Here is a 26,819-nt window from a genome sequence, read left to right as displayed (position 1 = left end):
GATCATGACCCGCCTCGAAAATTTCTACAAAGAGAAGGTAGTCGCCAAGCTCACCGAGCAGTTCGGCTACCAGAACGTGATGCAGGTTCCCCGCATCACCAAGATCACGCTGAACATGGGCGTGGGCGAAGCTGCCGGCAACAAGAAGATCCTGGAGAACGCCGTGGCCGACATGGCCAAGCTCTCGGGTCAGAAGCCGATCACGACCAAGGCCCGCGTTTCGGTGGCCTCGTTCAAGATCCGTGACGGCTGGCCGATCGGCTGCAAGGTCACCTTGCGTCGCGCCCAGATGTGGGAGTTCATGGATCGCCTGATCAACATCTCGCTGCCGCGCGTGCGCGACTTCCGTGGTGTCTCGGCGAAGGCCTTCGACGGCCGTGGCAACTACAACTTCGGCATCAAGGAACAGATCATCTTCCCTGAGATCGACTTCGACCAGGTTGACGCGCTGCGCGGCATGGATATCTCCATCGCCACCACCGCCAAGACCGACGAAGAGGCGAAAGCCCTGCTGGCAGCGTTCAGCTTCCCGTTCCGCAACTGATAGGCGTTATCCATGGCCAAGACATCAATGGTGAACCGCGATATCAAGCGGACCAAACTCGTCGAGAAGTTCGCCGCCAAGCGCGCCGAGCTCAAGGCGATCGTGCTGAGCCCCAAGGCCTCCTACGAGGAGAAGATGGAAGCTCAGACCAAGCTGCAGAAGCTGCCGCGCGATGCGAGTCCGGTGCGCCAGCGTACCCGTTGCGCGCTGACCGGTCGTCCGCGTGCGGTCTATGCGAAGTTCGGCCTGGGCCGCAACAAGCTGCGTGAAGCGACCATGCGCGGTGACGTGCCGGGTCTGCGCAAGGCCAGCTGGTAACCCAACAACGTTCCGCACTGACATGCGGGCAGATTGCCCGCCTCGTCGTGGCCAGCCGCAACGGTTGTTGCGGTTGCCGGATGCGACTACCGCATCGTTATTCGCCAAAACCTGAAATTGCTGTTATAGTCGGCGGTCTGCGCAACGCAGGCTGGCGTCTTGCCAGCTCACAATCTGATTGATTTCCGGTTTTATCGGATATCGGTGCACTCTGAAGGATGTTTTCATGAGCATGACTGATCCCATCGCCGATCTGTTCACGCGCGTCCGCAATGCCCAGGCCATGGGCAAGCCGACCGTGCGTATGCCGTCGTCGAAACTGAAGGTGGCGATCGCCGACCTTCTCAAGAACGAGGGCTACATCCTCGACGCCAAGACTTCCGCCGAGGAAGGCAAGCCGGTGCTCGAGATCAAGCTCAAGTATTTCGAGGGCCAGCCGGCCATCGAGCGCATCTCCCGTGTCAGCCGCTCCGGCCTGCGTGTGTATCGCGGCAAGGACGAGCTGCCGAAGGTCCTTGGTGGCCTGGGTATCTCGATCATCTCGACTTCCGCTGGTCTGTTGACCGATGCGCAGGCCCGTGCCAAGGGCCTGGGCGGCGAAGTCATCGGCCAAGTGGCATAAGGAGTCTTTCGATGTCACGTGTTGCCAAACAACCCATTTCCCTGCCGAAGGGCGTCGAGCTGACCATCAGCGACGATCAGATCTCGGTGAAAGGCCCGAAGGGCACCCTGTCCGTGCACCATCTGCCGGGCGTCACCGTGGCGGTCGAAAACGGTGTGGCGAACATCAGCCTGGACGAGGGCGCCGACGACAAGTTCGGTGGTACCGCTCGTGCGCTGCTGGCCAACATGGTCACCGGCGTGTCCACAGGCTACGAGCGCAAGCTTGAGCTGGTCGGCGTCGGCTACCGCGTCTCCATGGCCGGCAAGTCGCTGAACCTGAGCCTGGGCTTCTCGCACCCGGTCGTCTTCGATGCGCCGGAAGGCATCAGCATCGAAACCCCGACCCAGACCGAGGTCCTGATCAAGGGCGCGGACAAGCAGGTGGTGGGCCAGGTCGCTGCCAAGATTCGCGGTTTCCGTCCGCCGGAACCCTACAAGGGCAAGGGCGTGCGCTACTCCGGCGAGAAGATCACCCTGAAGGAAGCCAAGAAGGCGTAAATGCGCTGTCCCTGCGCGTAGAGCCTGGCCATCCATGGCCAGACTCTTCACCAAAAGCAGGTAACAGACATTCCGTGCCGATCCGCTTTCGAGGAATACAGAAATGAACAAGAACGAAAATCGCCTGCGTCGCGCCAAGTCCACGCGTTCGCACATCCGCAAGCTGGCTGTCGCCCGCCTGTCGGTGCATCGCACGGGCCAGCACATTTACGCCCAGGTGTTCGACGCCTCCGGCACGAACGTGGTGGCTGCCGCCTCCACCGTGCAGAAGTCGGTCTCCGAGGGCCTGAAGGGCACCAAGAACCTCGCTGCCGCTGCGGCAGTGGGCAAGGCCGTCGCCGAGCGCGCCATGGCAGCGGGCATCGAGTCGGTCGCGTTCGACCGTTCGGGCTTCCGCTATCACGGTCGCATCAAGGCGCTGGCCGAAGCCGCTCGTGAGGCCGGTCTGAAGTTCTGAGTAGCACCGGGTCGGGTCATCCCGATTGCCACCGCGTCACCTACAACTCCAAGCGGCTCAGCCGCAAGCAAAGTCCCGGTGTTCCGGGCACATGGAAAAGAACATGTCTTCTACCGATCGCGAAAATTCCGACGGCCTGCTGGAAAAGTTGATTGCCGTCAACCGTGTGGCCAAGACCGTCAAGGGCGGCCGCCAGATGAGCTTCACCGCACTGACTGTTGTCGGTGACGGCGAGGGCAAGGTGGGTTTTGGTTATGGCAAGGCGCGTGAAGTGCCGGTGGCCATTTCCAAGGCCATGGAGCGCGCCCGTCGCCAGATGGTCGACATCGAGCTGAACAACGGTACGTTGTGGTACGCCGTCAAGGCGAATCACGGCGCGGCCCGCGTCTACATGCAGCCGGCCTCCGAAGGTACCGGCGTGATCGCCGGCGGCGCCATGCGTGCCGTGCTGGAAGTGGTTGGCGTGAAGAACGTGCTGGCCAAGGCCGTCGGTTCGCGCAACCCGATCAACCTGGTGCGCGCGACGATAAAGGGCCTGCAGGCGGTCGCCTCGCCCAAGAAGATCGCCGCCAAGCGTGGCAAGACCCTGGATGAGGTGTTGGGTAATGGCTAAGAAGAACGAAACCGCCGCCGCCACGGTGCGCGTGCGCCTGGTCAAGGGCCTGCGCGGCGTGCAGGCGCGTCATCGCCTCAGCGTCAAGGCGCTGGGTCTGGGCAAGCTCAATGACGTCCGCGAGTTGAAGGACAGCCCGCAGGTTCGTGGCCTGATCAACACGGTCTACTACCTGGTCCGGGTCGAGGAGTAATCATCATGCGTTTGAATGACATCAAGCCGGCCGCCGGTTCCCGCAAGTCGCGTCTGCGCGTCGCTCGCGGTATCGGCTCGGGCATGGGCAAGACCGCCGGTCGCGGTCACAAGGGTCAGCACGCCCGCGCGGGCGGCACCCACAAGTTCGGTTTCGAAGGCGGCCAGATGCCGCTGAATCGCCGGATGCCGAAGATCGGTTTCCGTTCCAAGAAGCTGGTCGCGAGCCAGGAAGTGTTCCTGTACCAGCTGGCCAACCTCAAGGCTGACGTGATCGACGTCGTCGTGCTGCATCAGGCAGGCCTGATCAACAGCCGTGCGAAGCGGGTCAAGGTCGTCCTCAAGGGTGAAATCGGTCGCGCGGTGAAGTTGTCTGGTCTGCTGGCTACCGCCGGCGCCAAGGCAGCCATCGAGGCGGCCGGCGGCAGCGTGGAGTAAGGCCGGTGGCAGCAGCCAAGGGCAACGCACTCGGCAAGCTCGGCAAACTCACGGAGCTTCGCCAGCGCATCTTCTTCGTGATTGGTGCGCTGGTGGTGTTCCGGCTCGGTTCGTTCATTCCGGTTCCCGGCGTCAACCCCGAGGCGATGACCAGCCTGGTCAGCGGCAATGGCCTGATGGACATGTTCAACATGTTCTCGGGTGGTGCGCTGGCGCGGTTTTCGGTGTTTGCGCTGGGCGTGATCCCGTACATCTCGGCATCCATCGTGTTCCAGATGATGGGCGCGGTCGTGCCAAGCTTGCAGACCTTGCGCAAGGAAGGCGAGTCCGGCAAGCGCAAGATGACCATGTACACGCGCTATGCGACGGTGGCGCTGGCGGCTTTCCAGTCGTTCGGCATCGCGGTGGCATTGCAGGGTCAGGTCGCGGCGGGCGGTGCTCCGGTCGTCTATACGCCTGGTTTCGGTTTCGTCCTGTCGTCGGTGGTGGGTCTGACCGCCGGCACGATGTTCCTGATGTGGCTGGGCGAGCAGATGACCGAGCGCGGTGTCGGCAACGGCATTTCGCTGCTGATCTTCGCCGGCATCGTGGCCGGTCTGCCGGGGGCGGTGGTGCATACCCTGGGCATGGCCAGCAACGGCGAGCTGTCGTTGATCAAGCTGTTGATGGTGTTCGGCCTGGCGCTGGCGGTGACCGCCTTCGTGGTGTTCATGGAGCGGGCGCAGCGGCGGATCACGGTGAACTACGCACGGCGGTCCGGTGGGCAGAAGGCCTACATGAACCAGAGCTCGAATCTGCCGCTGAAGATCAACATGGCGGGCGTGATCCCGCCGATCTTCGCCTCGAGTCTGCTGATGTTCCCGGCGACCGCGGTGAGCTGGTTCAGCACCGGCCAGCAGTCGCGCTGGGTGCAGGATCTGGTGCAGGCGCTGAGCCCCGGCAATCCGCTGTACGAAATCGTGTTTTCGGTACTGGTGATCGGTTTTGCGTTCTTCTACACCGCGATCGTCTTCAACGCGGACGAGACTGCCGACAACCTCAAGCGGTCGGGCGCCCTGATTCCGGGTATCCGCCCGGGCAAGGGAACGGCCAACTACATTGATGCGGTGATGACTCGTCTGACCGGTGTCGGTGCGTTGTATCTGGTGCTGGTGTGTCTGGTGCCGTCGTTCATGCAGAGCGCCTGGCATGTTCCGTTCTATTTCGGTGGCACGTCGCTGCTGATCGTGGTGGTGGTGGTGATGGACTTTACCTCTCAGGTGCAGGCGCACCTGGTCAGTCACCAGTACGAAAGTCTGCTCAAGAAGGCCAATCTTCGTCGCAACTAGTGGCTGCTGGTGTGGACGCGGTTTTGGTCAAAGGTAGGAAGCTGGCGGCGCCCCGGTGCCGCAGGGCTTTCCAGTCAGGGTAATTCAGGTTAAAATTGCGCGTTTACCGCGCACGAAACGCATCGGAGAAAGTACATCATGGCGCGCATCGCGGGTGTCAATTTGCCGGTCCAGAAGCATGTCTGGGTTGGTCTGCAGAGCATTTACGGTATCGGCCGCAGCCGAGCCAGGAAGGTCTGCGTGGATGCTGGCGTGGTTCCGACCACCCAGATCAAGTCCCTCAGTGAAGGCGAGGTGGAGAAGATCCGCCACGAGATCGCCAAGTACACCGTCGAGGGCGATCTTCGCCGCGAGGTGGGCATGGCCATCAAGCGTCTGATGGACCTGGGTTGCTACCGTGGCCTGCGCCACCGTCGTGGCCTGCCGGTGCGCGGTCAGCGCACGCGTACCAACGCACGTACCCGCAAGGGTCCGCGTCGCGCGATCAAGAAGTAATTGAACAGTGCGATCATTCCTGATCGCGACGATCAAAAAGCGGCCTTGCATGGTCGCACTGATTACTAAGAGCCTCAAAAATTATGGCTAAGCCGGTTAAAACCAAGAAGAAGATCAAGCGCGTTGTCACGGATGCCGTGGCCCACGTGCAGGCCTCCTTCAACAACACCATCGTGACCATCACCGATCGCCAGGGCAATGCCTTGTCGTGGGCTACTGCCGGCGGCGCCGGTTTCCGTGGCTCGCGCAAGTCGACCCCGTTCGCAGCGCAGGTTGCCGCCGAAAAGGCTGGCCGCGCTGCCGGCGACTACGGCGTGAAGACGGTGGAAGTGCGCATCAAGGGCCCCGGCCCGGGCCGCGAGTCGGCGGTGCGTTCGCTGAACGCGTTGGGCTACAAGGTGCTCAACATCATCGACGTCACGCCGATTCCGCACAACGGCTGCCGTCCCCCCAAGAAGCGTCGAGTCTAAGGAGTAACCCATGGCCCGTTATCGTGGAGCTACCTGCAAACTCGCCCGTCGCGAGGGAGCGGATCTCAGTCTGAAGAGCCCGGCGCGCGCGCTGGATTCCAAGTGCAAGCTGGAAAACAAGCCCGGCCAGCATGGTGCGAACAAGCGCATGCGCATGTCCGACTATGCCGTGCAGTTGCGTGAGAAGCAGAAGGTCAAGCGCATCTACGGCGTGCTTGAGCGCCAGTTCAGCAACTACTACACCAAGGCGTCGACGACCAAGGGCAACACCGGTGAAAACCTGTTGCGCCTGCTCGAGAGCCGCTTGGACAACGTCGTCTACCGCATGGGCTTCGCGGTCACCCGCGCCCAGGCCCGCCAGCTGGTTGCCCACAAGGCGATCCTGGTCAACGGCAAGAAGGTGAACATTCCTTCCTACCAGGTTCGTCCCGGCGACGCGATCGCGCTGACCGAGAAGGGTCGCACGCAGCTTCGTGTACAGGAAGCCGCGACCGTGTTCGACACCATGGATCTGCGTCCGATCTGGGTCGAAGTCGACGCCAAGAAGTTCGAAGGCACGTTCAAGTCGGTGCCGGATCGCGGTGATCTGCCGTCCGACATCAATGAAGCATTGATCGTCGAGCTTTACTCGAAGTAATTACCGGAGTTCTGCATGGCAGTTTCGTCAACTAGCGTGCTGCGGCCTCGTGGCCTCAGCGTCGAACAGCTCGGAGCCAACCGCGCCAAGGTGGTGGTCGAGCCGCTCGAGCGTGGCTTTGGCCATACCCTGGGCAACGCGCTGCGTCGCGTGCTGCTCTCGTCGATCCCTGGCAGCGCCATCGTCGAGGTTGAGATCGATGGCGTGCTGCATGAATACACCACCCTGGAGGGCCTGCAGGAGGACGTGATCGAAGTCCTGCTCAACCTGAAGGACGTGGCGATTCGTCAGCACACGGGTGATGAAGTCACCCTGACCCTGTCCAAGAAGGGCAAGGGCGTGGTCACGGCCGGCGACATCGTCGTCGACCACTCGGTGGAAATCATCAACCCCGAGCACGTGATCTGCCACCTGACCAAGGACATCGCGCTCAACATGCGCCTGAAGGTGCGTCGCGGCGTCGGCTATCAGCCGGCCAGCCAGCGCCAGCATCCGGATGACGAGGCGCGCCCGATCGGTCGCCTGCAGCTGGATGCGTCGTTCGCGCCGGTGCTCCGCGTGGCTTACGAAGTGGACGCCGCTCGTGTCGAGCAGCGCACCAACCTCGACAAGCTGGTGCTGGACATCGAGACCAACGGCACCATCGGTGCGGAAGACGCGGTGCGCAAGGCCGCCGAGATCATCAACGACCAGCTGTCCGTGTTCGGTGACTTCTCGCGTCGCGAGAGCGCCACCGACAAGGCCGAGAAGAGCGGTTTCGATCCGCTGCTGCTGCGCCCGATCGACGATCTGGAGCTGACCGTGCGTTCGGCGAACTGCCTGAAGGCCGAGAGCATCTACTACATCGGCGACCTGGTGCAGAAGACCGAAGTCGAGCTGCTGAAGACGCCGAACCTGGGCAAGAAGTCGCTGACGGAAATCAAGGACGTGCTGGGCGGGCGTGGGCTCGCGCTGGGCATGAAGCTCGAGAACTGGCCGCCGCCGGGTCTGTCGCACGGCATGCAGTTGGGTTGATCGTCGATTCGCGATCATTCGTGATCGCGTGCGATGCCGGTGTACTGGCGGGTTCGAGTCTCGGCTCATCCCGCCAGGCGCCACCAGCGGCCTTCATGGTCGCATTGTTTTTTTGGCGATCCCGTTTGATTGCCGGTCATTGCGCTTGGCGAGCACGGTTCTGCGTGCTGCGCCGGTCGCCAGAGGCGGTCGTCCATGACGACCGTGCTTTCGAACAAGAGCCCGGTTCAAAAAGGCTCCTCATAGCGGGTAACCGCGGGAATCCGGACATGCGTGCCGGCTTTTCATAACAACAGACCTTCAAGAGTATCCAGTCATGCGCCATCAAAAATCCGGACGCAAACTCAATCGCACCAGTTCGCATCGCGAAGCGATGTTCAAGAACATGGCGTCGTCGCTGATCAAGCACGAGCTGATCCGCACCACCCTGCCCAAGGCGAAGGAACTTCGTCGCGTGGCCGAGCCGCTGATCACGCTGGGCAAGGTCGATGGCGTCGCCAACCGTCGTCTCGCTTTCTCGCGCCTGCGCGACAAGGAAGCGGTCGGCAAGCTGTTTGTCGAGCTGGGGCCGCGCTACAAGGAGCGTCCCGGTGGTTACCTGCGCATCCTCAAGTGCGGCTTCCGCGCCGGCGACAACGCGCCGATGGCGTATGTCGAGCTGGTCGGCCGTCCGCAGGTCGAGGCCGTCGACGCCGAGTAAGCCGCCCCGGCTGAGCAGCCGTGGCATGCAAAGTGAAAACCCGGCCGGGCAACCTGCCGGGTTTTTTTTTGTGCGATCCGGTCGGGTGCGCATGCGCTTTTGCGCCAAATGCCGGGGACAGGCTGACAGCGCACCGGCGAACCGGTAATGTCACGGGTTCCGCAACGCAACAATCCGCCATGAATCCATTCCGCTGGTCGTATCGCCTCACTTTCTTCGTCGGCTTCCTGGTCTGCGCGGCGCTGCTGGCGTTCGCCCTGTACGCCGAGTACGGGCTGGGCATGACGCCGTGCCCGCTGTGCATCTTCCAGCGCATAGCCTTCCTGGTGATGGCCTTGTTCTTCCTGCTGGGCGCCATCCACGCGCCGAAGGGCAGGGCGCGCTGGGCATACACGGGGCTGGTGCTGGCGGGCGCCGTGGGCGGCATCGCCACCGCCGGTCGCCATCTGTGGCTGCAGAGCCTGCCGGCTGACCAGGTGCCCTCCTGCGGCCCCGGCCTGGGCTACATGCTGGATGCGTTTCCGTTCGCCAAGATGCTGAAGCTGGTGTTCACCGGTTCGGGCGAGTGCGCCAAGGTGGAGCCGATCCTGGGCTTGCCGATGCCGGCCTGGACCCTGTTGTGGTTCGTGTTGCTGGCCGTGCTGGCGGTCGTCGCCGCCCGTCGGCGTCGGGTGACGTCGTCCAGGTGAATGCTCTTGTCGCCCCTGAAGGCCATGCCATGAATCCCGTCGTGTCTGATGTCCACATCCCGGATCACTGGGCCCCTGATTCCTGGCAGCAGCGCGTGGCCCTGCAGCAGCCACAGTACGACGATGCGGCCGAGCTGGCCGCTGCCGGCGCCCACCTTGCGCAGTTGCCGCCGCTGGTGACTTCGTGGGAGGTGCTGGCGCTGAAGCAGTCGCTGGCCGAGGCGCAGGAAGGTCGGCGTTTCCTGCTGCAGGGCGGTGATTGCGCGGAGAGCTTCGCCGACTGCACCAGTCCGGTGATCTCGAACCGGCTGAAGGTGCTGTTGCAGATGAGCCTGGTGCTGGTGCACGGGTTGAAGAAGCCGGTGCTGCGCGTGGGCCGTTTTGCCGGCCAGTACGCGAAGCCGCGTTCGACCGACATGGAAACCCGCGACGGCGTGAGCCTGCCGAGTTTCCGCGGCGACGTGGTCAACGGCCCGGAATTCACGGCCGCGGCGCGTCGGCCCGATCCGCAGCGACTGATCACGGCGCATGCGCATTCGGCGCTGACCATGAACTTCGTGCGGGCCCTGATCGACGGCGGCTTCGCCGATCTGCACCACCCGGAATACTGGGACTTGGCCTGGGTCGAGCATTCCCCGCTGGCCGCCGAGTATCGGCAGATGGTCGCCGGCATCGGCGATTCGCTGCGCTTCATGGAGACTCTGGCCGGTCCGATCGCGGGCTTCTCCAAGGTGGATTTCTTCACCTCGCACGAAGCGCTGCTGCTGCATTACGAACAGGCGCTGACCCGCCGGGTGCCGCGCCATCCCGGCTTCTTCAACCTGTCCACCCACTTCCCGTGGATCGGCATGCGCACTGCCGCGCTGGATGGGGCCCACGTGGAGTATTTCCGCGGCATCCGCAATCCGGTCGCGGTCAAGGTCGGTCCCTCGGTGACCCCGGAGCAGTTGCTGCCGCTGATCGACGCGCTGAACCCGCACGACGAGCCGGGCCGGCTGACCCTGATCCATCGCATGGGCAACGCGAAGATCGCCGCCGCGCTGCCGCCGCTGCTGGAAGCGGTGAAGCGTGAAGGTCGCCGCGTGCTGTGGGTGGCCGATCCGATGCACGGCAACACCGAGAGCACCTCGAACGGCCACAAGACCCGGCGTTTCGACAACATCCGCGGCGAACTGGAGCAGGCCTTCGACCTCCATGCGGCGGCCGGCACCCGGCTGGGCGGCGTGCACCTGGAGCTGACCGGTGAAGACGTCACCGAATGCATGGGCGGCGCCCGCGACCTGTCCGAGAGCGACCTCGATCGGGCCTACAAGTCGATGGTCGATCCGCGTCTGAACTACGAGCAGTCGCTGGAACTGGCGATGCTGATCGTGCGCAAGTCGGCCGGTTCCTCCGTGCACGCCGACGCTTGAGCGCCTGACAGTTGTCATGGCGCGGAACTGGCAGTCTGCACTGCAGAGCGTCTTCCGAACGCGCGAATAATGCCTCCAGCGAACAACGGAGGCGCGAGCGATGAGCGAATCCATGGGCACCACCCCGCGAGTCGATCCCTGGACGCTGGCCGGCCTGGCGCTGCTGCTGTTGCCGCTGCTGACCATGGCGCACGAGCTGGGCGGCCACGCGCTCACCTGCGTCGCCAGCGGGCATCTGCCCAGCCAGCTTGGCGCGTACTACATCGAATGCCCCGGCACCGGTCCCTGGGCACGACGCCTGGTGGCAATGGCCGGCACCGGCATGGACGTGCTGCTGGCCGTGCTGGCGCTGCTCGGCTGGCATCGCGTGCGGCGGCCGCTGCCGCGGCTGGTGCTGTGGATCGTGTTCACCGTGAAGGGCATGGTGGCCGCCGGTTACTGGATGTTTTCCGGCGTCTCCAATCTGGGCGACTGGGGCCCGGATGCCGGTGGCGGCATCGGTCCGCTGCCGTGGCCCTGGCTGTGGCGCGCAGTGATGTTCGCGATCGGTCTGGCCGTCTATATCGGCGTCGTGAAGCAGTCGATCCGGATGCTGCGGGCGATGCTCGGTGGCGGCGACGTGGCCGGTCGCACGCAGTGGCGCATCGCCATGGCGATCTACCTGATCGGCGGCGTGTCGGCGGTGCTGGTCAGCCTGTTCAATCCGCTGGGCATCGTGATCACCCTGATGTCGGCGGTCGCCTCGTCGTTCGGCGGCACCGCGGGCCTGTTCAACGTCGCCTATGCGAAGCCCTGCGACGAGCCGCCGCGGGGATTCGTGATCGACCGGAGCTACGCCATCTTCGTGGCTGGCGTGCTGATGACGCTGGCCTTCGCGGCGGTGCTGGGGCCGACGGTCTACCTGCGCTGAGGGATAGGTCAGTCCACCGTCTCCAGCGACTGCTCCCGTTCGCCGACGTGACCTTCGTCCAGCCGCGGGAAGTGGTACCACTGCGCGTGTGGCGAGGCCCGCCGGCACGACAGGCACTGGGTCATTTCCCAGTAGTGCCCGCAGCCGGGGCAGCAGCCCGCCGTCCAGAACGTGTTCCACAAGGTGCCGCAGCCCGAGCCGGGTTCGCGCGAGGTGCAGCACCACCGGCTGTCCGCCCGCGGCTCCCACGCGCAATGCGGACAGTGGATGTGCGGTTGGTGTTCCATCGGTCGCGACTCCGGGCCGGCGCTTCAGCGGCCCGGCAGCACCGGCTTGCCGTCCACGGTGTCGAGGAACCGCGGCGGCTGCCAGGCTTGCGCATGCTGCTCGAAACCATAGGCGATCGCGATCAGCGTCGGTTCGCTCCACTGCGCACCGAACAGCACGATGCCGACAGGCAGGCCGTGGGCGAAGCCTGCCGGCACGGTGATCGACGGATAGCCCGAGACGGCCGCCGGCTGCGAGGCACCGCCCACGGTCGGGTCGCCGCTGACGATGTGGTCACCCAGCACCGGATCGGTCATGAAGGCCGGCCCCCACGACGGCGCCAGCAAGGCATCCAGGTGCTGCGACTTCAGCGCTGCGTCGATGCCTTGCGGGCCGGACAGCCGCTTCGCCCTGGCCAGCGCATCGGTATATGCCTTGTCGCCGAGCGGGCCCTTCTCTTCCGCCTGTTCGAACAGCTCCTGGCCGAACCACGGCATTTCCTCGCTGGCGTGCGTGCGGTTGAACGCGATCAGGTCGGCCAGCGTCTTCACGCCGAGGCCTTGCCGGGTGGCAAGGTAGGCATTGATGTCGTGCTTGAAGTCGTACAGCAGCACGGTGATTTCCGGATCGCCGAGCTCGGCCAGGTGCGGCAGCTTCACCGGGTCGACGATGATCGCGCCCTGCGCCTTCATCAACGCGATCGACTTTTCGAGCACGCGATCGGCATTCGGCTCGGCCCCGGCCAGCTGGCGCACCACGCCGATGCGCTTGCCCTTCAAGCCGTTCGGATCGAGGAACTTCGTGTAGTCGGTGGCGTGCTTGTCCGCGTCGCGGGTGGCCGGGTCGCGCGGGTCGCTGCCGGCGATCACCGAGAGCAGGGCCGCGGCGTCCGCCACGCTGCGCGCCATCGGGCCGGCGGTGTCCTGGCTGTGGCTGATCGGCACGATGCCGCTGCGGCTGACCAGGCCCAGGGTCGGCTTGATGCCCACGATGCCGTTCATCGCCGCGGGGCAGATGATCGAACCGTCGGTCTCGCTGCCGATCGCCACCGTGGTCAGCCCGGCCGCCACCGCCGCCGCGGAGCCGGCGCTGGAACCGCAGGGATTACGGTCCAGCACGTAGGGATTCTTCGTCTGCCCGCCGCGGGCGCTCCAGCCGCTGCTGGCGTGGTTGGAACGGAAGTTCGCCCACTCGCTGAGGTTGGTCTTGCCCAGGATCAGCGCGCCGCCCTTGCGCAGCCGCTCGACCAGGCCGGCGTCGTGGGGCGCGGGTGCGCCGGCCAGCGCCAGCGAGCCGGCCGTGGTCAGCATGCGGTCGCCGGTGTCGATGTTGTCCTTGAGCAACACCGGAATGCCGTACAGCGGACCGCGCTTGTCATGAGCCCCGCGGGCCGCGTCCAGCGCGCCGGCCAGTTGCAGCGCATCCGGATTGGTCTCGATCACCGCGTGCAGGCTCGGGCCGGCGCGATCGATCCGTTCGATCCGTTGCAGCAACTGGCCCGTCAACTGGCGGCTGTCCAGCGTGCCGGCCTGCATACGCTGCTGCAGCTGATCGATCGAGGCGTAGGCGGTGTCGGCAGGCGGTGTCGCCGGAACTTCCGCGGCCAGCGCCGGACCGGCGAGCAGGGCGGTGACGAGCGTGGCGAGATGGACGGCTGAACGATTCACGGTAACCCCCGGTCTGGTGGAAGCGGCTGCTGTCGCAAGACTGCAGCTTAGCGCCGCTGCGGCTTGGACGTCGCAGCGGCGCGCGTACAATGGGCGGATGACCAAGACCCGTCGCCCGCTCCGTCCCCGCTGGTTTGCCGTTGCCTCCCTGTTTGCATTCGCGCTGATCGGCGCCAGCGCCAGTCGCGCCGCCGACGCGCCGGTGATTCCCGACACCTTGCAGCAGCGCATCGCCGCCTGCACCAGCTGCCATGGCGTGCACGGCGAAGGCACCCCCGGCAGCGGCTACTTCCCGCGCCTGGCGGGCAAGCCGGCCGCGTACCTGGCGCGGCAGCTGCAGGACTTCCAGAACGGCCTGCGCAAGTACGCGCCGATGGAATACACGGTGCGCCAGTTGCCGCCGGCGTACCTGCGCGAGATCGCCGAATACTTCGCGGCGCAGCAGGTGCCGTACAGCCGCTCGCCGCTGCCGCCGGTGTCGGCGGCGGCGCTGCAGCGTGGCGAGGAACTGATCGGCAAGGGCGACCCGATCCGCAGGATTCCCGCGTGCAGCAGTTGCCACGGCAGCCAGCTGACCGGCGTCGAACCGTCCACGCCCGGACTGGTCGGCTTGCCGTATGACTACCTCAGCGCGCAACTGGGCTCGTGGCGCACGCATACCCGCTCCACCGTGGCGCCGGACTGCATGGCCACGGTGGCGAGCCGGCTCAGCCCCGCCGACATCACCGCCGTGGCTGCCGCGCTGGCCAGTCGCGAGCTGCCGGCCGACACCCATGCGCAGCCGGCCGGCTCGGTGACCCCGCCGCTGGCGTGCGGGGTGCTCGGCGCCACCGGGGACGACTCATGAAAGCGCTGCGTTGGCTGCTGCTGGCGGTCGTGCTGCTGATCGTGGCGCTGCTGGCCTGGTGGTGGTTCGGTGGCGGCCACGCGCCCACGCCGCGTTCGGCCAGCAAGGTTTCCGCGGCCACGCTGGCGGACCCGCAGCGGATCGCGCAAGGCCGGTACCTGGCCATCGTCGGCGACTGCGCCGGTTGCCACACCGCCCAGGGTGGTGCGCCGCTGGCCGGCGGTCGGGTGATTGTCACGCCCTTTGGCGACATCCCGGCGCCGAACATCACGCCCGATCGCGAGACCGGCCTGGGCGACTGGAGCTTCGAGGACTTCTGGCAGGCGCTGCACGTCGGCAAGGGTCGTCACGGCGAGCTGCTGTATCCGGCCTTCCCCTACACCTCGTATACCCATGTGAGTCGCGACGACGCGCTGGCGATGTTTGCCTGGTTGCAGTCGCTGCCGCCGGTGCACCAGCCCGACGGCCAGTCCTCGCTGGCCTTCCCGTACAGCGTGCGCAACAGCCTGAAGGCCTGGCGCGCGCTGTACTTCCGCGAAGGCGGGTTCACGCCCGACCCGGCGCGATCGGCCGAATGGAATCGCGGCGCCTACCTGGTGCAGGGACTGGGTCATTGCAATGAATGCCATGCGGCCCGCGACTCGCTGGGCGGCACGCCGGCGGACGTGCACCTCACCGGCGGCCAGATTCCGGTGCAGAACTGGTACGCGCCGGATCTGGGCACCCGCCGCCACGGTGGCCTGGAAGGCTGGAGCGCACAGGACATCGTCGCCCTGCTGAAGACCGGACAGTCGGCCAAAGGCGCAGCCTTCGGCCCGATGGCCGCGGTGGTTTCCGGCAGCACCCAGCACATGAGTGATGCCGACCTGCATGCGATCGCCAGCTACCTGCAATCGCTGCCACCCCGCGCCGCGGCCGCCGAACAACCGGTGCTGTTCGATGCCAAGGTGCTGACCGAACAGGGCGGGAAGGTCTACACCCAGCATTGCGCGGAATGCCACGGCAAGCGCGGCGAAGGCGTGGTCGGCGTCTATCCGCCGCTGGACGGCAACTCCTCGGTGACCGAGCCCAGCGGCATCAACGCCACGAGGATGGTCCTGCTCGGCGGCTTTGCCCCCGCCACCACGGCGAACCCGCGGCCGTACTCGATGCCGCCGTTCGCCCAGCAACTGAGTGACCAGGAAGTGGCCGCGGTGGTGACCTACCTGCGCCGCAGCTGGAGCAACCAGGCTTCGATCGTGCGCGCCGAGCAGGTGCGGGCTTCGCGGCACACGCCCGTCGATTGACCGGCCGGCTCAACCGCTGGCGCGAGCCGCGCGATAGTGCGCGGCCAACGCCCACCACGGGCCGATGTCCCAGTGCCCGCGCGCCTGGCCGGACGGGGAAGGCAGCACGAACAGTCGGGTCTGGCCCAGGGTTTCCTCCTGCATGCCGTAGCCCACGGCGTAGCCGAGCGCGGCGCGTGCCGCGTTCTTGCTGGTGAAGGCGAGCAGGCGCGGGGCATGGCGTTCGATCCTGGCGCGCAGCGCCGGCGCGTCGAAGGCATCGCGTGGCAGGTCTGCGTCGTTGCCGCTGTGGCGCTTGGCCAGGTCGGTGAGGCCGATGCCGTAGCCCGTCAGCAGCGGGAATTCGGCCGGTGCCAGCAGGCGGGGCGTCAGCCCGGCCTCGAACAGGGCGCGCCAGAACAGGTTGCCGGGGTGGGCGTAGTAGGCGCGCTCGGCGGCCGAGCGCCGGCCCGCCGCGGTGCCGCAGAACACCAGCGCCAGGCCCGGTTGCAGCAGGTCGGGCAGGATCGGATCAGTCCGTCGCGGCATGGTCGTCGAGCAGGAAGTCGGTGAACTGGAAGCGTTCGTCGCGCAGCACCGACTCGCCGCGGCGCAGCTTCAGCGGCTGGCGGAACAGCGGTCCGGCGTAACTGAGCGTGTGGAACTCGCCGCGCTCGCCGCAGGGATCGACCCCGGCCGGCAGCGCGTCGAGCAGGGCCGCGTCGTAGTCGCGGCCGCAGAAGGCGGCGTCAAGCTGCCGGGTGTCCACGCAGCACAGCACGGCGCGATGGCCCTCGCTGACGAAGCGCCGCGACAGGGCGGCAGTGTCCTCGCCCCACAGCGGGAACACGGCGCGCCAGTTCTCGCGGCCCAGCTGGCGCACGCGGTAGTCGCGCACGTCCTCCAGGAACAGGTCGCCGAAGGCGCAGTGGCGGATGCCCGGCCAGCGCATGCGCGCCTCGACCAGCGCCTGCGCATGGGCCTGCTCGTAGGCCTCGTTGCTGCCGGGCCAGTCCAGCATCACCTCGAGCACCGGCAGCCCCAGCGCATCGGCCTGCGCCAGCAGCACCTCGCGCGGGGTGCCGTGCATGGCCACCCGCTGGTAGTTGCGGTTGAGCGTGGTCAGCAGCCCGACCAGCTGCCATTGCGGGTCCGCCCGCAACCGCTGCAGCGCCAGCAGGCAGTCCTTGCCGCCGCTCCAGGCCAGCAGAATGGGTGTCGTCATGCGTTCAGCTCCGGGGAACGGGCGGGTGTCCATTTTGCGTCATCCGCGCCGGCGGGGCGGATTCCATGGCGTGGTTCATCGACAGCCCGCGGCCGCACCGCTATAAAGATGCTCTGTCCGGGGAGTATGCAGTGAGCGAAGAAATCCTGATCAACGTGACCCCGCGCGAGACGCGGGTCGGGGTGGTCGAGAACGGCATGTTGCAGGAAGTGCACGTCGAACGGGCATCGAAGCGGGGCTATGTCGGCAATATCTACAAGGGACGCGTGCAGCGGGTGATGCCGGGCATGCAGGCGGTGTTCGTGGAGATCGGGCTGGAGCGCGCGGCGTTCCTGCATGCCTCGGACATCGTGCGGCCCGCCCCGGCCGACGGCGGCGAAGGCAATGGCCACGGCCACGTTCCCTCGATCAGCGAACTGGTGCACGAAGGTCAGGAGATCGTGGTGCAGGTGGTCAAGGACCCGATCAGCAGCAAGGGCGCCCGGCTGTCGACCCACCTGTCGATCCCGTCGCGCTACCTGGTGCTGCTGCCGTATGCGCGCACCCTGGGCATCTCCGCCCGGATCGAGGACGAGACCGAACGCCAGCGCCTGCGCGACGTGCTCAATCCGCTGATCGGCGACGACACGCCCGGCACGAGCCGGCTGGGCTACATCGTGCGCACCAATGCCGAAGGGCAGAGCGCCGAATCGCTGGCCTTCGACGTGACCTACCTGGGCAAGGTCTGGCGCGTGGTGCAGGAGAACATCGCCAAGGCGAAGATGTGCGAGCGTGTCTACGAGGAGTTGTCGCTGCCGCTGCGCAGCCTGCGCGACATGCTCAACGACGACATCGAGAAGGTGCGGGTGGATTCGCGGCTCACCTTCGACAACGTGGTGAAGTTCGTGCACAAGTTCATGCCCAGCCTGGACGACCGCATCGAACACTATGACGGCGAGCGGCCGATCTTCGACCTGTACGGCGTCGAGGACGAGATGCAGCGCGCGCTGAAGAAGGAGGTGCCGCTGAAATCCGGCGGCTACCTGATCGTCGACCAGACCGAGGCGATGACCACGATCGACGTCAACACCGGCGCCTACCTCGGCACCCGCAACCTCGAGGAAACCGTCTACCGCACCAACCTGGAAGCGGCGCAGGCCGCCTCGCGGCAACTGCGCCTGCGCAACCTGGGCGGCATCATCATCATCGACTTCATCGACATGGTCGACGAGGAACACAAGCGCCAGGTGCTGCGCATGCTGGGCAAGGGGCTGGCGCGCGACCACGCCAAGACCACGGTGTACCCGATGTCGGCGCTGGGCCTGGTCGAGATGACCCGCAAGCGCACCACCGAAAGCCTGGCGCGCCAGTTGTGCGAACCGTGCCCGGCCTGCAACGGCCGCGGCCTGCTGAAGACCGCCGAGACGGTGACCTACGAGATCTTCCGCGAGATCACCCGCGCGGTGCGCCAGTTCAACGCGCAGCAACTGCTGGTGATGGCCAGCCCAGCGGTGGTCAACCGGATCCTCGAGGAGGAATCCAGCGCAGTGGCCGAACTGGAAGAGTTCATCTCCAAAAGCATACGCTTCCAGGCCGAAGAGCATTACTCGCAGGAACAGTTTGATGTCGTCTTGCTGTAAATCCCGCGGCGGCGCCCCCGGCCGGGGTTGCCGCGCGTGAACGTGTCGTGGCAGCGACGGCTGCATCGCTGCGCCCGCGCGTCGGGCTGGGTGGTCGGGATCGCGCTGATCCTGCTGGCCGTGGTGGCGGCGCTGGCGCAGCTGTTGCTGCCGCTGCTGGCGCGGCACCCGGAGTGGGTGGCGGCGCAAATGAGTGCGCGACTGCAGCGGCCGGTGAGCTTCGATTCGATGGAAGGCCGCTGGACGCCGTCGGGCCCCGAATTCCTGCTGCACGGGATGAAGATCGGTGCGGCGGCGGGCCAGGCCGGCGCCGTGCTGCAGCTGCCCGAGTCCGAACTGAAATTCGATTTCGGCGGCTGGCTGTTGCCGTCGCGGCACCTGATCAACCTGCACGTGCGCGGCCTGCAGCTGGACCTGCAGCGCCAGGCCGATGGCTGGCATGTCAACGGCATCGGCGTGGCCGGTGGCGACCAGCGCGAGCCGCTGTCGCTGGGCCGGATGTCGGCCGACCTGTGGCTGGAGGACCTGCGCGTGTCGGTCACCGACGCGGTGCTGGACAAGCACTACACGCTGCTGTCGAAGCGGCTGCGGCTGAGTCACCAGGGCCAGCAGCTGCGTTTTGGCGGCGTGCTGCGGCGCGAGGGCGTCGACGCCGCCGTGCACAGCGCGGGCCGCTTCCGCGAGGATGGCAGCGCCGGCCAGGTCTGGGTCAGCGTCGACGGCGCCGAACTGAAGCCCCTGCTGGACGGCATCGACATGGGCGGCTACGCGGTGCAGCAGGGCCACGGCAGGCTGGGCGCCTGGATGGACTGGCGGCAGGGGCAGCTCACCCGCAGCCTGGTCCGCTTCGACCTGGACACGCTGGCCGTCAGCGCGCCCGGCGGCGGCCAGGCTGGCGTCAGCGCCCTGCACGGGCTGGCCGGCGTGAGCCAGACCGCCGATGGCTACGAACTGCGCTGGGCCGGCGACGATGGCAGCGCGCTGGCGCTGAGCCTGCACCAGCCGGGCAGCGCCGGATTCGCGGTGAACGCGGTCGCGCGCAAGTTGCAGCTGGCGCCGCTGCTGCCCTGGCTGGCGCTGAAGCCCGGGCTGGCGCCGGCGCTGTCGCAGTGGCTGGGCAAGGGCCAGCCGCATGGCGTGGTGGACCGGCTGCGCCTGCAGTGGAGTCGCAGCGCCGGCCTGCGCGCGCTTGATCTCTCCTTTGCCGAGGTGGGCATCGAGGCGGTCGGCAAGCTGCCGGGAATCAGCCGTCTGGACGGCCAATTGCGGGGTGACGCCGAAGCGCTGTCGCTGACCCTGCCGAGCCAGCCCGCCACGCTGAATCTGCCACAGGCCTTCCATCAGCCGTTCGTGCTGTCCTCGCTGGGCGGCACGCTGGCGTTCTGGTCGCAGGATGGCCAGTCGCACATCGGCATCGACGCGCTGGATTTCGCCGGCGCCGGTTACGCCGGGCAGGCCCGTGGCGAACTGGTCTTGCCGGCCGGGGGCGGCGCGCCGTTCGTGGATCTCTACGCCAGCCTGGACCACGCCGACGTCACCGCCGCCAGGCAGTTCTGGCCGTTGTCGATGTCGCCCGGCACCGTCGAGTGGCTCGATCGCGGCTTGCAGTCGGGCCAGCTGGACGAGGCGCAGGTGCTGGTGCACGGCGACCTGCACGACTGGCCGTTCCGCCACAACGAAGGGCGTTTCGAGGCGCGTGCGGTGATCAGCGACCTGACCCTCGACTACGGCAAGGACTGGCCGCATGCCGAAGGCATCGACGCGGTGGCCAGCTTCATCAACGGCGGCATGCTGGTCGAGGCCGGTGGCGGCCATGCGCTGGGCGTCAAGGCGGAACATGCGGTGGCGCTGATCCCGGATTTCGGCGACCCGCTGCTCGACCTCAACGTGCAGGGCAGTGGCAGCGGCGCCAGCCTGATGGAGTTCGTGCGCAAGAGCCCGATCGGCAGCCGCGAAGCCGACACGCTGGCCAAGCTGAAACTGGGCGGCAGCGGCAGCTTCGGCTTCCACCTGGTGCTGCCGCTGAAAAGCGGCGAGGGTGCCACGCCGCAGCTGGACGGACTGGCCCGGCTGAAGGACGCCGACCTCAGCGCGCCGGAGTGGAAGCTGCAGCTGGACAAGCTCAACGGCCCGCTGAAATTCGACCTGCACGGCATGCAGGCCGGTCCGCTGGACGCCGGCTTCCGCGGCCAGCCATCGAAACTGCAGCTGGCCATCGCCGGCGCTAACAGCGATCCGGCCACGGTGCTGTCGGCGCAGTTGCAGGGCAACTATCGCGTCGACGAGCTGCTGGCGGACTACCCGACGCTGGACTGGCTGGGCAAGCTGTCCGACGGGCGCGGCCCGTTCGACATCGGCTTCAGCATCGCCCATGTCGCCGGCAGCGACGCGCTGAGCCAGACCCTCAGCGTCGATTCGCCGCTGCAGGGCATCGCGCTGAACCTGCCCGCGCCGCTGCACAAGCCCGCCGCGGACGACCTGCCGCTGCACCTGACGCTGAACCTGCCGATCGCTGGCAGCGAGCTGCGCTTCGGCCTGGGCGACACCTTGCGCGGTTACCTGCGCCTGGCCGACGGCGACCAGCATCCGCTGGCCGGCACCCTGTCGCTGGGCACGCAGATGCCGACCACGCTGCCCGATCGCGACCTGCGCATTCGCGGCCACGCCAGCCAGCTCGACGTCACCGGCTGGGTGCAGCACGTGGCGGCAGGCAGCGGCAGCGGCGGTCCCGGGCTGGAAAGCCTCGACATCAGCACCGACCAGGCCGAGTGGTTCGACAGCCGGCTGGGACCATTGAAGCTGCAGGCCAAACCGCAGCCCGACCTGCTCAGCGTGGACGTGGACGGCCCGGCGATGGCCGGCAACTACAGCGTGCCCACGCGCGAGCTGGACAAGCGCGGCGTCACCGCGCGACTGACCCGCATGTACTGGCCCAAGAGCGCCGCGCCGCAGACCACCGCCGGCAAGCACAAGGCCGCCGGCCAGACGGTGGCGGCAACGCCGGCCGCGGCGCCGGCCGCGCCCGCGGCGGTGCCGCCCGACCCGGCCAATACCGGGGTCAATCCCGCCGCGCTGCCGCCGTTCCACCTCTGGGTGGGCGACCTGCGCCTGGGCGACGCGAAGCTCGGCGAGGCGCGGCTGGAATCCTGGCCCACCGCCGAGGGCATGCACATCGAGCAACTGCGCGCGCTGTCCAGCCGGGTGCAGATCAACGGCAGCGGCGACTGGAACGGCAATGCCAGCTCCAGCCACACCCACATGCGGATCAACTTCGCCGCCGAGGACCTGGGCAACATGCTGGCCGCGCTGGGTTTCGACGGACTGGTCAATGGCGGCAAGACCCGCGACCAGCTCGACGCGAGCTGGCCGGGTTCGCCCAGCGGACTGTCGCTGGCCACCATGGACGGCACGCTCAGCATCCAGGTCAACGACGGCCGCATTCCCGAAGCCGCCTCGCCCGGCGTGGGCCGGTTGCTGGGGCTGGTTTCGCTGGCCGAGCTGCCGCGGCGGCTCACCCTGGATTTCGGTGACGTGTTCGGCAAGGGGCTCGCGTTCGACTCGATCAGCGGCGACTTCAGGCTCGCCGACGGCAACGCGACCACCAGCAACCTGCGCATCGAAGGGCCGGCCGCGAATATCAGCGTGACCGGCCGCACCGGCCTGCGCAGCAAGGACTACGACCAGCAGATGCTGGTGGTGCCGCATGTCGGCAACAGCCTGCCGCTGGTCGGCGCGGTGGTGGGCGGCCCGATCGGCGCAGCCGCGGGCTTCGCGGTGCAGGGCCTGCTGGGCAAAGGCCTGAACCAGGCCGCCAGCGCCCGCTACAAGATCACCGGCAGCTGGGACGAGCCGGTGATCACCCTGGTCGAGAAGCACGGCACCGCACCGCCGCCGTCCGCACCCCTGCTCAACGCGCCGGCCGGCCAGCCGGCGGCAGCGGGCAGTGCGATCACGCCGCCGACCACACCGCAGATCCCGCTGCCGCCCGCCGCCGCTGGCAGCGTCGCGGCGCCGGCGGCTTCTTCATCCGTGCAGCCCTGAAGCGGCGGGGCTTCAGGCCGCCGGACCGTCGTCGGCCTGCTTGCCCCGGAACGGAAACAGCTGCTGCTTCACGAAGCCATCCGGCATGTAGTCGCCGACCACGCCGTAGCGCTCGGGGAACTTGTTCTTCGACTTCACCGCGGTGCCGAACAGGTAGTCCAGGAACGCGTAGTGCGCGGCGTAATTCCTGTCGATCGCCTCGTCGTCCGAGGCGTGGTGCCAGTGGTGGAAATCCGGCGTCACCAGCACGTACTTCAGCGGCCCCCACGGCAGGTGCACGTTGGCGTGGTTGAACACCGCCTGGAAACCCACGATCAGGATGTAGCCGTTCATCGTCGCCTCGGAAAAACCGAGGATGTACAGCGGCGCCAGCACGCACACGCGGGTGAAGATCAGCTCCAGCATGTGCTGGCGCGAGCCGGCCAGCCAGTCCATCGTCTTCACGCTGTGGTGCACCGCGTGGAAGCGCCACAGGAACGGCACCTCGTGATACGCGCGGTGCGTCCAGTATTGCGCCAGGTCGGCCACCAGCACGCACAGCAGCAGCTGCGGCACGAACGGGATGTCGCGCACGGCCTGCTGGAAGTGGCTGCTGACCAGCCAGCCGAACAGGTGGTGCAGCAGGAAGTTCACCGTCAGCAGCGCCAGCCCCACGATGAAATGGTTCACCGCGAAATGCTTCAGGTCGGTCTGCCACTCCTTGCGGAAAATCGCCTGGCCCTTGTACAGCGGGAACAGCTTCTCGATCACCACGAAGATCAGCGTCGAGCCCAGCAAATCCAGGATGAACCAGTCCAGCCCGATGTACGGCGTGTGGTCGGGGAACTCGCCCACCGGCACCCGCGAACCGCCCAGCGCCACCGCCGCGATCACCAGCACGAAGGCCATGATGTTGAGGTTGCGCTGGCGATTGAGAATGACGTTGCCCAGCGACATGCCGCCGGCCACCAGCAGGCCGACCAGCAGCACCTGGCGCAGCACGTCCACCGAATACTTGTGGCGCAGGTCGGGCGTGGTCAGGTATTGCGGAAAGTGGAACGCCATCACCGCCAGCAGGCACAGGAAGCCCAGCGACAAGGCGATCACGCCGCTGATCTTGCCCAGCCCCGGCTTCAGCTCGCCGTCGCGATGCAGCAGCTCGCGGGTCTCGGCCACCGGTTGCACGGCCCGCTCGATGGTCTCGCGGGCCGCCTCACGCTTGGAATGTTCGCTCACGGGTGATCCTTCACTGATGGGCCGACTGGCGTTTCCGCATGGTAGTGGAAGACGGCGGCGCAGGCTTTAAAGCGCGGCGCCGCAGCCCCATGTGGGATAGTTCCGGAATTACCGCAGACCGACCGCATCCCATGGATTCATTGATCGCCCTCGCCGAAAGCAAGCTGTTGTCCCCCGGCGGCATCGCCACCGGCGACCTCGACCGCGTGTTCGCCCAGCTGATGGGCCCGTCGATCGACGCCGCCGACCTGTACTTCCAGCATTCGCGCAGCGAGTCGTGGACGCTGGAAGAGGGCATCGTCAAGGACGGCAGCCACTCGATCGAGCAGGGCGTGGGCGTGCGCGCGATGTCCGGCGAAAAGACCGGCTTCGCCTATTCCGACGAGATCGTGCTGCCGCAGTTGCTGGAAGCCTCGAAAGCCGCCCGCGCGATCGCCCACGACGGCAACGGCGCCGGCAAGCCGCTGGCATTGCACAACGCCCGCGCGCTGTATCCGGCGATCGACCCGGTCGAGAGCCTGCCCAACCCCGACAAGATCGCCCTGCTGCGCGAAGTCGACGCGTATGCCCGCTCGCGCGATCCGCGCATCAAGCAGGTCATCGTCAGCCTCGCCGCGACCATGGACACCATCCTGATCGCCGCCTCCGACGGCACCCTGGCCGCCGACGTGCGCCCGCTGGTGCGCATCAACGTGCAGGTCATCGCCGAAGCGAACGGCCGCCGCGAGCAGGGCTATTCCGGCGGCGGCGGCCGCTACGGCTATCGCGAGCTGATCGAGAACGGTCGCGCGCTCGCGTTCGCCGACGAAGCGGTGCGCCAGGCCCTGGTCAACCTCGACTCCGTCGACGCCCCGGCCGGCCAGATGACCGTGGTGCTCGGCCCCGGCTGGCCCGGCGTGCTGCTGCACGAGGCGATCGGCCACGGCCTGGAAGGCGACTTCAACCGCAAGGGCAGCTCCGCGTTCTCCGGCCGCATCGGCCAGCGCGTGGCCGCGAAAGGCGTCACCATCGTCGACGACGGCACCCTGGCCGGCCGCCGCGGCTCGCTGAGCATCGACGACGAAGGCACGCCCACCGAGTGCACCACCCTGATCGAGGATGGCATTCTGAAAGGCTATATGCAGGACAAGCTCAACGCGCGCCTGATGGGCATGGCCCCCACCGGCAACGGTCGCCGCGAATCCTTCACCGCGCTGCCGATGCCGCGCATGACCAACACCTACATGCTGGCTGGTCAGCACGATCCGCAGGAAATCATCCGCTCGGTGAAGAAGGGCCTGTACGCGCCGAACTTCGGCGGCGGCCAGGTCGACATCACCAACGGCAAGTTCACCTTCTCCGCCTCCGAGGCGTACCTGATCGAGGACGGCCGCATCACCCGTCCGGTGAAGGGCGCGACGCTGATCGGTTCCGGGCCGGATGTGCTCAATCGGGTGTCGATGATCGGCAATGACCTGGCATTGGATGAAGGCGTGGGCGTGTGCGGCAAGGACGGGCAGAGTGTGCCGGTGGGCGTGGGGCAGCCGACGCTGAAGATTGATTCGATGACGGTGGGTGGTACGGCCTCGTAACCGCTGCGCAAGATTCGTTCGCCACCGGCGCGGATCGCCGGGTTCGAAAGTATTTGCGGGCGTTGCCCACCGGCGTGGCGGAAGCCTGCTGCGTCATTCTTCGGCTTGCTTGATCGAAGTCAACTCGTGGTGCATCCATCGGCGCAGGCTGGCGACGTCTTCCTGCCGGTGACGGAGCGAACGCTGATGAACGGTCATGGCAAGGGCCACATTGGTGGCCAGTTCGTGTCGACGCACCTGCCGCGACGGTGGATGCTGCTGGTCGCGCTGGTGTGGTTGGCGGTCATGCCCGACCTGGCACTGGCAATACCCGCCTATGCGCGACAGACCCGGCTCGCCTGTGTGGCCTGCCACGTTGGCGCATTCGGCCCGCAACTCACCCAGTTCGGGCGGCAGTTCAAGTTGCTGGGTTACACCATGAAGGTCGGCGACGGGAAGTCGCTGCCGTTGTCGGCGATGCTGGTGGAGTCGTTCACGCATACGCAGAAAGCGCAGGCCGACGTTCCCGCCAAGGGCTTCGGCCGCAACGACAACGCCGAATTGCAGCAGGCCTCGGTGTTTCTGGCCGGGCGGTTGAGCGAGCACATCGGTGTATTCGCCCAGGCCACCTATTCCGAGAACGGCGGGTTGCTCGGCTGGGACAACATGGACCTGCGCTATGCACGCGCGTTCAGTCGCGGCAGCCACAGCGGCATCTGGGGCATTTCGATCAACAACAACCCCACCGTCAGTGACGTGTTCAACACCGCACCAGCGTGGATGTATCCCTACCTCTCGGCGGATCTGGCGCCCGGTGCGCCGGCGCAGCCGATGCTGTTCGGCGGCCTGGGCGGCCAAGCCATCGGTGCCAGTGCCTACATGCAAGTGGACGGTGCCTGGTATGTGGAGGCTGGCGGCTATCGCTCGCTGTCACCATCGTTCCTGCGCCGGGTAAACGCCGGTTACGACGGCCGCGTGAGCGGCATCGCCCCGTATGCGCGTGCCGCCTACACATGGCAGATGCCTGCCGGGGATCTCTCCATCGGCGGCTTCCTGCTGAGCCTGCACCGGAGCCTGGTCGGCGCCAACTTCGCCGGTGATGCGGTGGCCGTGCCCGGACCCAGTGACCGCTTTCGCGACATCGGGCTGGATGCCAGCTACCAGTACACCCGGGGCGATCACGGCTTCACCGCGGACGCGCTGTACGTGAGCGAGCAGCAGCGGCTGGATGCCACCTACGCCGACGGCGGCGCCGATCACCTGCACAACAGCCTGCAGGCATTCAATCTCAAGGGAAGTTACTGGTACCGCAATACCTACGGCGTGACGCTGGCCTCGTTCGTCGACAACGGCAGCAACGATCTCACCCTGTACGGCAACAACGGCTCGCCCGATACGCGCGGCGAATCCATCGAGTTCAACTACAACCCGTTCGGCGAAGCCACCTCGTGGCACCAACCCTGGGCCAACGTGCGGCTGGGCCTGCAGTACACGTACTTCACGCGCTTCAGCGCGCTGGTGCACAACATCGATGGGGCAGGGCGCAGCGCCAGCGCCAACAACACGCTGTACTTCTACGTCTGGCTGGCGATCTGAGCAGCCAAGAGCTTTCGTCTGCCTGCGGCAGCCGAGCCACCTTTCTCTGTTTGGCCAGAGAAACGTGGCCCACTGCGCCGCAGGAGCGGCGCGAACGGCGAAGCCGGCCCGAAGGGCGGAGGGCAGGATGCCCGGAGTAAAGAGAGGCC

Annotated in this window: 28 protein-coding genes; 23 read left to right on the top strand and 5 right to left on the bottom strand. The window is 66.8% G+C overall.

Going from position 1 to position 26,819, the window contains the following annotated elements:
• The first annotated feature begins 1 nt into the window (after position 1).
• From rplE to UU7_RS10720, 17 genes are all read left to right on the top strand, one after another.
• Positions 2-544 (top strand): 50S ribosomal protein L5, encoded by a 543-nt coding sequence (rplE, locus tag UU7_RS10800; RefSeq protein ID WP_193385070.1) that lies wholly within the window; start codon positions 2-4, stop codon positions 542-544.
• Positions 545-556: 12 nt separating this feature from the next.
• On the top strand, positions 557-862 hold the full coding sequence (gene rpsN, locus UU7_RS10795; RefSeq protein WP_007808191.1) for a 30S ribosomal protein S14: 306 nt from the start codon (positions 557-559) through the stop codon (positions 860-862).
• A gap of 226 nt (positions 863-1,088) precedes the next feature.
• Positions 1,089-1,484, top strand: a complete 396-nt coding sequence (gene rpsH / locus UU7_RS10790; protein ID WP_007808190.1) for a 30S ribosomal protein S8 — start codon at positions 1,089-1,091, stop codon at positions 1,482-1,484.
• 11 nt (positions 1,485-1,495) lie between these two features.
• Entirely contained in the window at positions 1,496-2,023 is a 528-nt protein-coding gene (rplF, locus tag UU7_RS10785) for a 50S ribosomal protein L6 (RefSeq protein ID WP_007808189.1), read from the top strand.
• Positions 2,024-2,126: 103 nt separating this feature from the next.
• Positions 2,127-2,480, top strand: coding sequence for a 50S ribosomal protein L18 (gene rplR, locus UU7_RS10780; RefSeq protein WP_007808188.1), 354 nt, complete (start codon positions 2,127-2,129; stop codon positions 2,478-2,480).
• A 103-nt stretch (positions 2,481-2,583) separates the two neighbouring features.
• Positions 2,584-3,093 (top strand): 30S ribosomal protein S5, encoded by a 510-nt coding sequence (rpsE, locus tag UU7_RS10775; RefSeq protein ID WP_007808187.1) that lies wholly within the window; start codon positions 2,584-2,586, stop codon positions 3,091-3,093.
• Positions 3,086-3,286 carry a 50S ribosomal protein L30 gene (gene rpmD, locus UU7_RS10770; RefSeq protein WP_007808186.1) on the top strand — a complete coding sequence of 67 codons (201 nt, stop codon included), beginning with the start codon at positions 3,086-3,088 and terminating at the stop codon, positions 3,284-3,286. Before rpsE ends, rpmD begins: the two co-directional genes overlap by 8 nt.
• The gene (gene rplO / locus UU7_RS10765; protein ID WP_200946084.1) at positions 3,286-3,723 is read left to right on the top strand and encodes a 50S ribosomal protein L15; all 438 of its coding nucleotides are present in this window, start codon (positions 3,286-3,288) and stop codon (positions 3,721-3,723) included. Before rpmD ends, rplO begins: the two co-directional genes overlap by 1 nt.
• 5 nt (positions 3,724-3,728) lie before the next feature.
• On the top strand, positions 3,729-5,051 hold the full coding sequence (gene secY, locus UU7_RS10760) for a preprotein translocase subunit SecY (RefSeq protein WP_007808184.1): 1,323 nt from the start codon (positions 3,729-3,731) through the stop codon (positions 5,049-5,051).
• 138 nt (positions 5,052-5,189) lie between these two features.
• Positions 5,190-5,546, top strand: a complete 357-nt coding sequence (rpsM, locus tag UU7_RS10755) for a 30S ribosomal protein S13 (protein WP_007513382.1) — start codon at positions 5,190-5,192, stop codon at positions 5,544-5,546.
• Between the two features lie 83 nt (positions 5,547-5,629).
• Positions 5,630-6,016: a 30S ribosomal protein S11 gene (gene rpsK, locus UU7_RS10750; protein WP_007513384.1), complete on the top strand. Its 387-nt coding sequence runs from the start codon at positions 5,630-5,632 to the stop codon at positions 6,014-6,016.
• 10 nt (positions 6,017-6,026) lie between these two features.
• Entirely contained in the window at positions 6,027-6,653 is a 627-nt protein-coding gene (gene rpsD, locus UU7_RS10745) for a 30S ribosomal protein S4 (RefSeq protein WP_007808182.1), read from the top strand.
• A gap of 15 nt (positions 6,654-6,668) precedes the next feature.
• The gene (locus UU7_RS10740) at positions 6,669-7,667 is read left to right on the top strand and encodes a DNA-directed RNA polymerase subunit alpha (protein WP_007808180.1); all 999 of its coding nucleotides are present in this window, start codon (positions 6,669-6,671) and stop codon (positions 7,665-7,667) included.
• Between the two features lie 316 nt (positions 7,668-7,983).
• A complete protein-coding gene (rplQ, locus tag UU7_RS10735; RefSeq protein ID WP_007808179.1) occupies positions 7,984-8,367 on the top strand; it encodes a 50S ribosomal protein L17 in 384 nt (127 codons plus the stop codon).
• A 179-nt stretch (positions 8,368-8,546) separates the two neighbouring features.
• The gene (locus tag UU7_RS10730) at positions 8,547-9,056 is read left to right on the top strand and encodes a disulfide bond formation protein B (protein ID WP_007808177.1); all 510 of its coding nucleotides are present in this window, start codon (positions 8,547-8,549) and stop codon (positions 9,054-9,056) included.
• A gap of 29 nt (positions 9,057-9,085) precedes the next feature.
• The gene (locus UU7_RS10725) at positions 9,086-10,468 is read left to right on the top strand and encodes a class II 3-deoxy-7-phosphoheptulonate synthase (protein WP_007808175.1); all 1,383 of its coding nucleotides are present in this window, start codon (positions 9,086-9,088) and stop codon (positions 10,466-10,468) included.
• Between the two features lie 100 nt (positions 10,469-10,568).
• Positions 10,569-11,378: a hypothetical protein gene (locus tag UU7_RS10720; protein ID WP_007808173.1), complete on the top strand. Its 810-nt coding sequence runs from the start codon at positions 10,569-10,571 to the stop codon at positions 11,376-11,378.
• 8 nt (positions 11,379-11,386) lie between these two features.
• Here UU7_RS10720 and UU7_RS17710 read toward each other — a convergent pair whose 3' ends face one another.
• Both UU7_RS17710 and UU7_RS10715 read right to left on the bottom strand, forming a co-directional pair.
• Positions 11,387-11,665 carry a hypothetical protein gene (locus UU7_RS17710; protein WP_007808172.1) on the bottom strand — a complete coding sequence of 93 codons (279 nt, stop codon included), beginning with the start codon at positions 11,663-11,665 and terminating at the stop codon, positions 11,387-11,389.
• A 24-nt stretch (positions 11,666-11,689) separates the two neighbouring features.
• On the bottom strand, positions 11,690-13,312 hold the full coding sequence (locus UU7_RS10715; protein WP_007808171.1) for an amidase: 1,623 nt from the start codon (positions 13,310-13,312) through the stop codon (positions 11,690-11,692).
• Between the two features lie 97 nt (positions 13,313-13,409).
• Between UU7_RS10715 and UU7_RS10710 the strand changes: the two genes are divergently transcribed.
• Both UU7_RS10710 and UU7_RS10705 read left to right on the top strand, forming a co-directional pair.
• Positions 13,410-14,159 carry a c-type cytochrome gene (locus UU7_RS10710; protein WP_007808170.1) on the top strand — a complete coding sequence of 250 codons (750 nt, stop codon included), beginning with the start codon at positions 13,410-13,412 and terminating at the stop codon, positions 14,157-14,159.
• Positions 14,156-15,445: a cytochrome c gene (locus UU7_RS10705; RefSeq protein WP_007808169.1), complete on the top strand. Its 1,290-nt coding sequence runs from the start codon at positions 14,156-14,158 to the stop codon at positions 15,443-15,445. The genes UU7_RS10710 and UU7_RS10705 overlap by 4 nt, the downstream gene beginning before the upstream one ends.
• 9 nt (positions 15,446-15,454) lie before the next feature.
• Here UU7_RS10705 and UU7_RS10700 read toward each other — a convergent pair whose 3' ends face one another.
• Positions 15,455-15,973 carry a mismatch-specific DNA-glycosylase gene (locus UU7_RS10700; protein WP_007808167.1) on the bottom strand — a complete coding sequence of 173 codons (519 nt, stop codon included), beginning with the start codon at positions 15,971-15,973 and terminating at the stop codon, positions 15,455-15,457.
• Positions 15,957-16,649, bottom strand: a complete 693-nt coding sequence (locus tag UU7_RS10695; protein ID WP_007808165.1) for a Dph6-related ATP pyrophosphatase — start codon at positions 16,647-16,649, stop codon at positions 15,957-15,959. Before UU7_RS10695 ends, UU7_RS10700 begins: the two co-directional genes overlap by 17 nt.
• A gap of 131 nt (positions 16,650-16,780) precedes the next feature.
• Here UU7_RS10695 and rng point away from each other — a divergent pair, with 131 nt between their 5' ends.
• Both rng and UU7_RS10685 read left to right on the top strand, forming a co-directional pair.
• Positions 16,781-18,268 carry a ribonuclease G gene (gene rng / locus UU7_RS10690; protein WP_007808164.1) on the top strand — a complete coding sequence of 496 codons (1,488 nt, stop codon included), beginning with the start codon at positions 16,781-16,783 and terminating at the stop codon, positions 18,266-18,268.
• A 36-nt stretch (positions 18,269-18,304) separates the two neighbouring features.
• Entirely contained in the window at positions 18,305-22,309 is a 4,005-nt protein-coding gene (locus UU7_RS10685) for a YhdP family protein (RefSeq protein ID WP_007808162.1), read from the top strand.
• Between the two features lie 12 nt (positions 22,310-22,321).
• Here UU7_RS10685 and UU7_RS10680 read toward each other — a convergent pair whose 3' ends face one another.
• Entirely contained in the window at positions 22,322-23,524 is a 1,203-nt protein-coding gene (locus UU7_RS10680; protein ID WP_007808161.1) for a sterol desaturase family protein, read from the bottom strand.
• Between the two features lie 131 nt (positions 23,525-23,655).
• Here UU7_RS10680 and tldD point away from each other — a divergent pair, with 131 nt between their 5' ends.
• Entirely contained in the window at positions 23,656-25,095 is a 1,440-nt protein-coding gene (gene tldD, locus UU7_RS10675; protein ID WP_007808158.1) for a metalloprotease TldD, read from the top strand.
• A gap of 126 nt (positions 25,096-25,221) precedes the next feature.
• Positions 25,222-26,670: a hypothetical protein gene (locus UU7_RS10670; RefSeq protein ID WP_007808156.1), complete on the top strand. Its 1,449-nt coding sequence runs from the start codon at positions 25,222-25,224 to the stop codon at positions 26,668-26,670.
• The last annotated feature ends 149 nt before the right edge of the window (positions 26,671-26,819 follow it).

This window comes from Rhodanobacter spathiphylli B39 (assembly GCF_000264295.1).
Taxonomy (GTDB): Bacteria; Pseudomonadota; Gammaproteobacteria; order Xanthomonadales; family Rhodanobacteraceae; genus Rhodanobacter; species Rhodanobacter spathiphylli.
The sequence above is the reverse complement of the archived record's forward strand: the minus strand, read 5'-3'. Positions and strand labels throughout refer to the sequence as shown.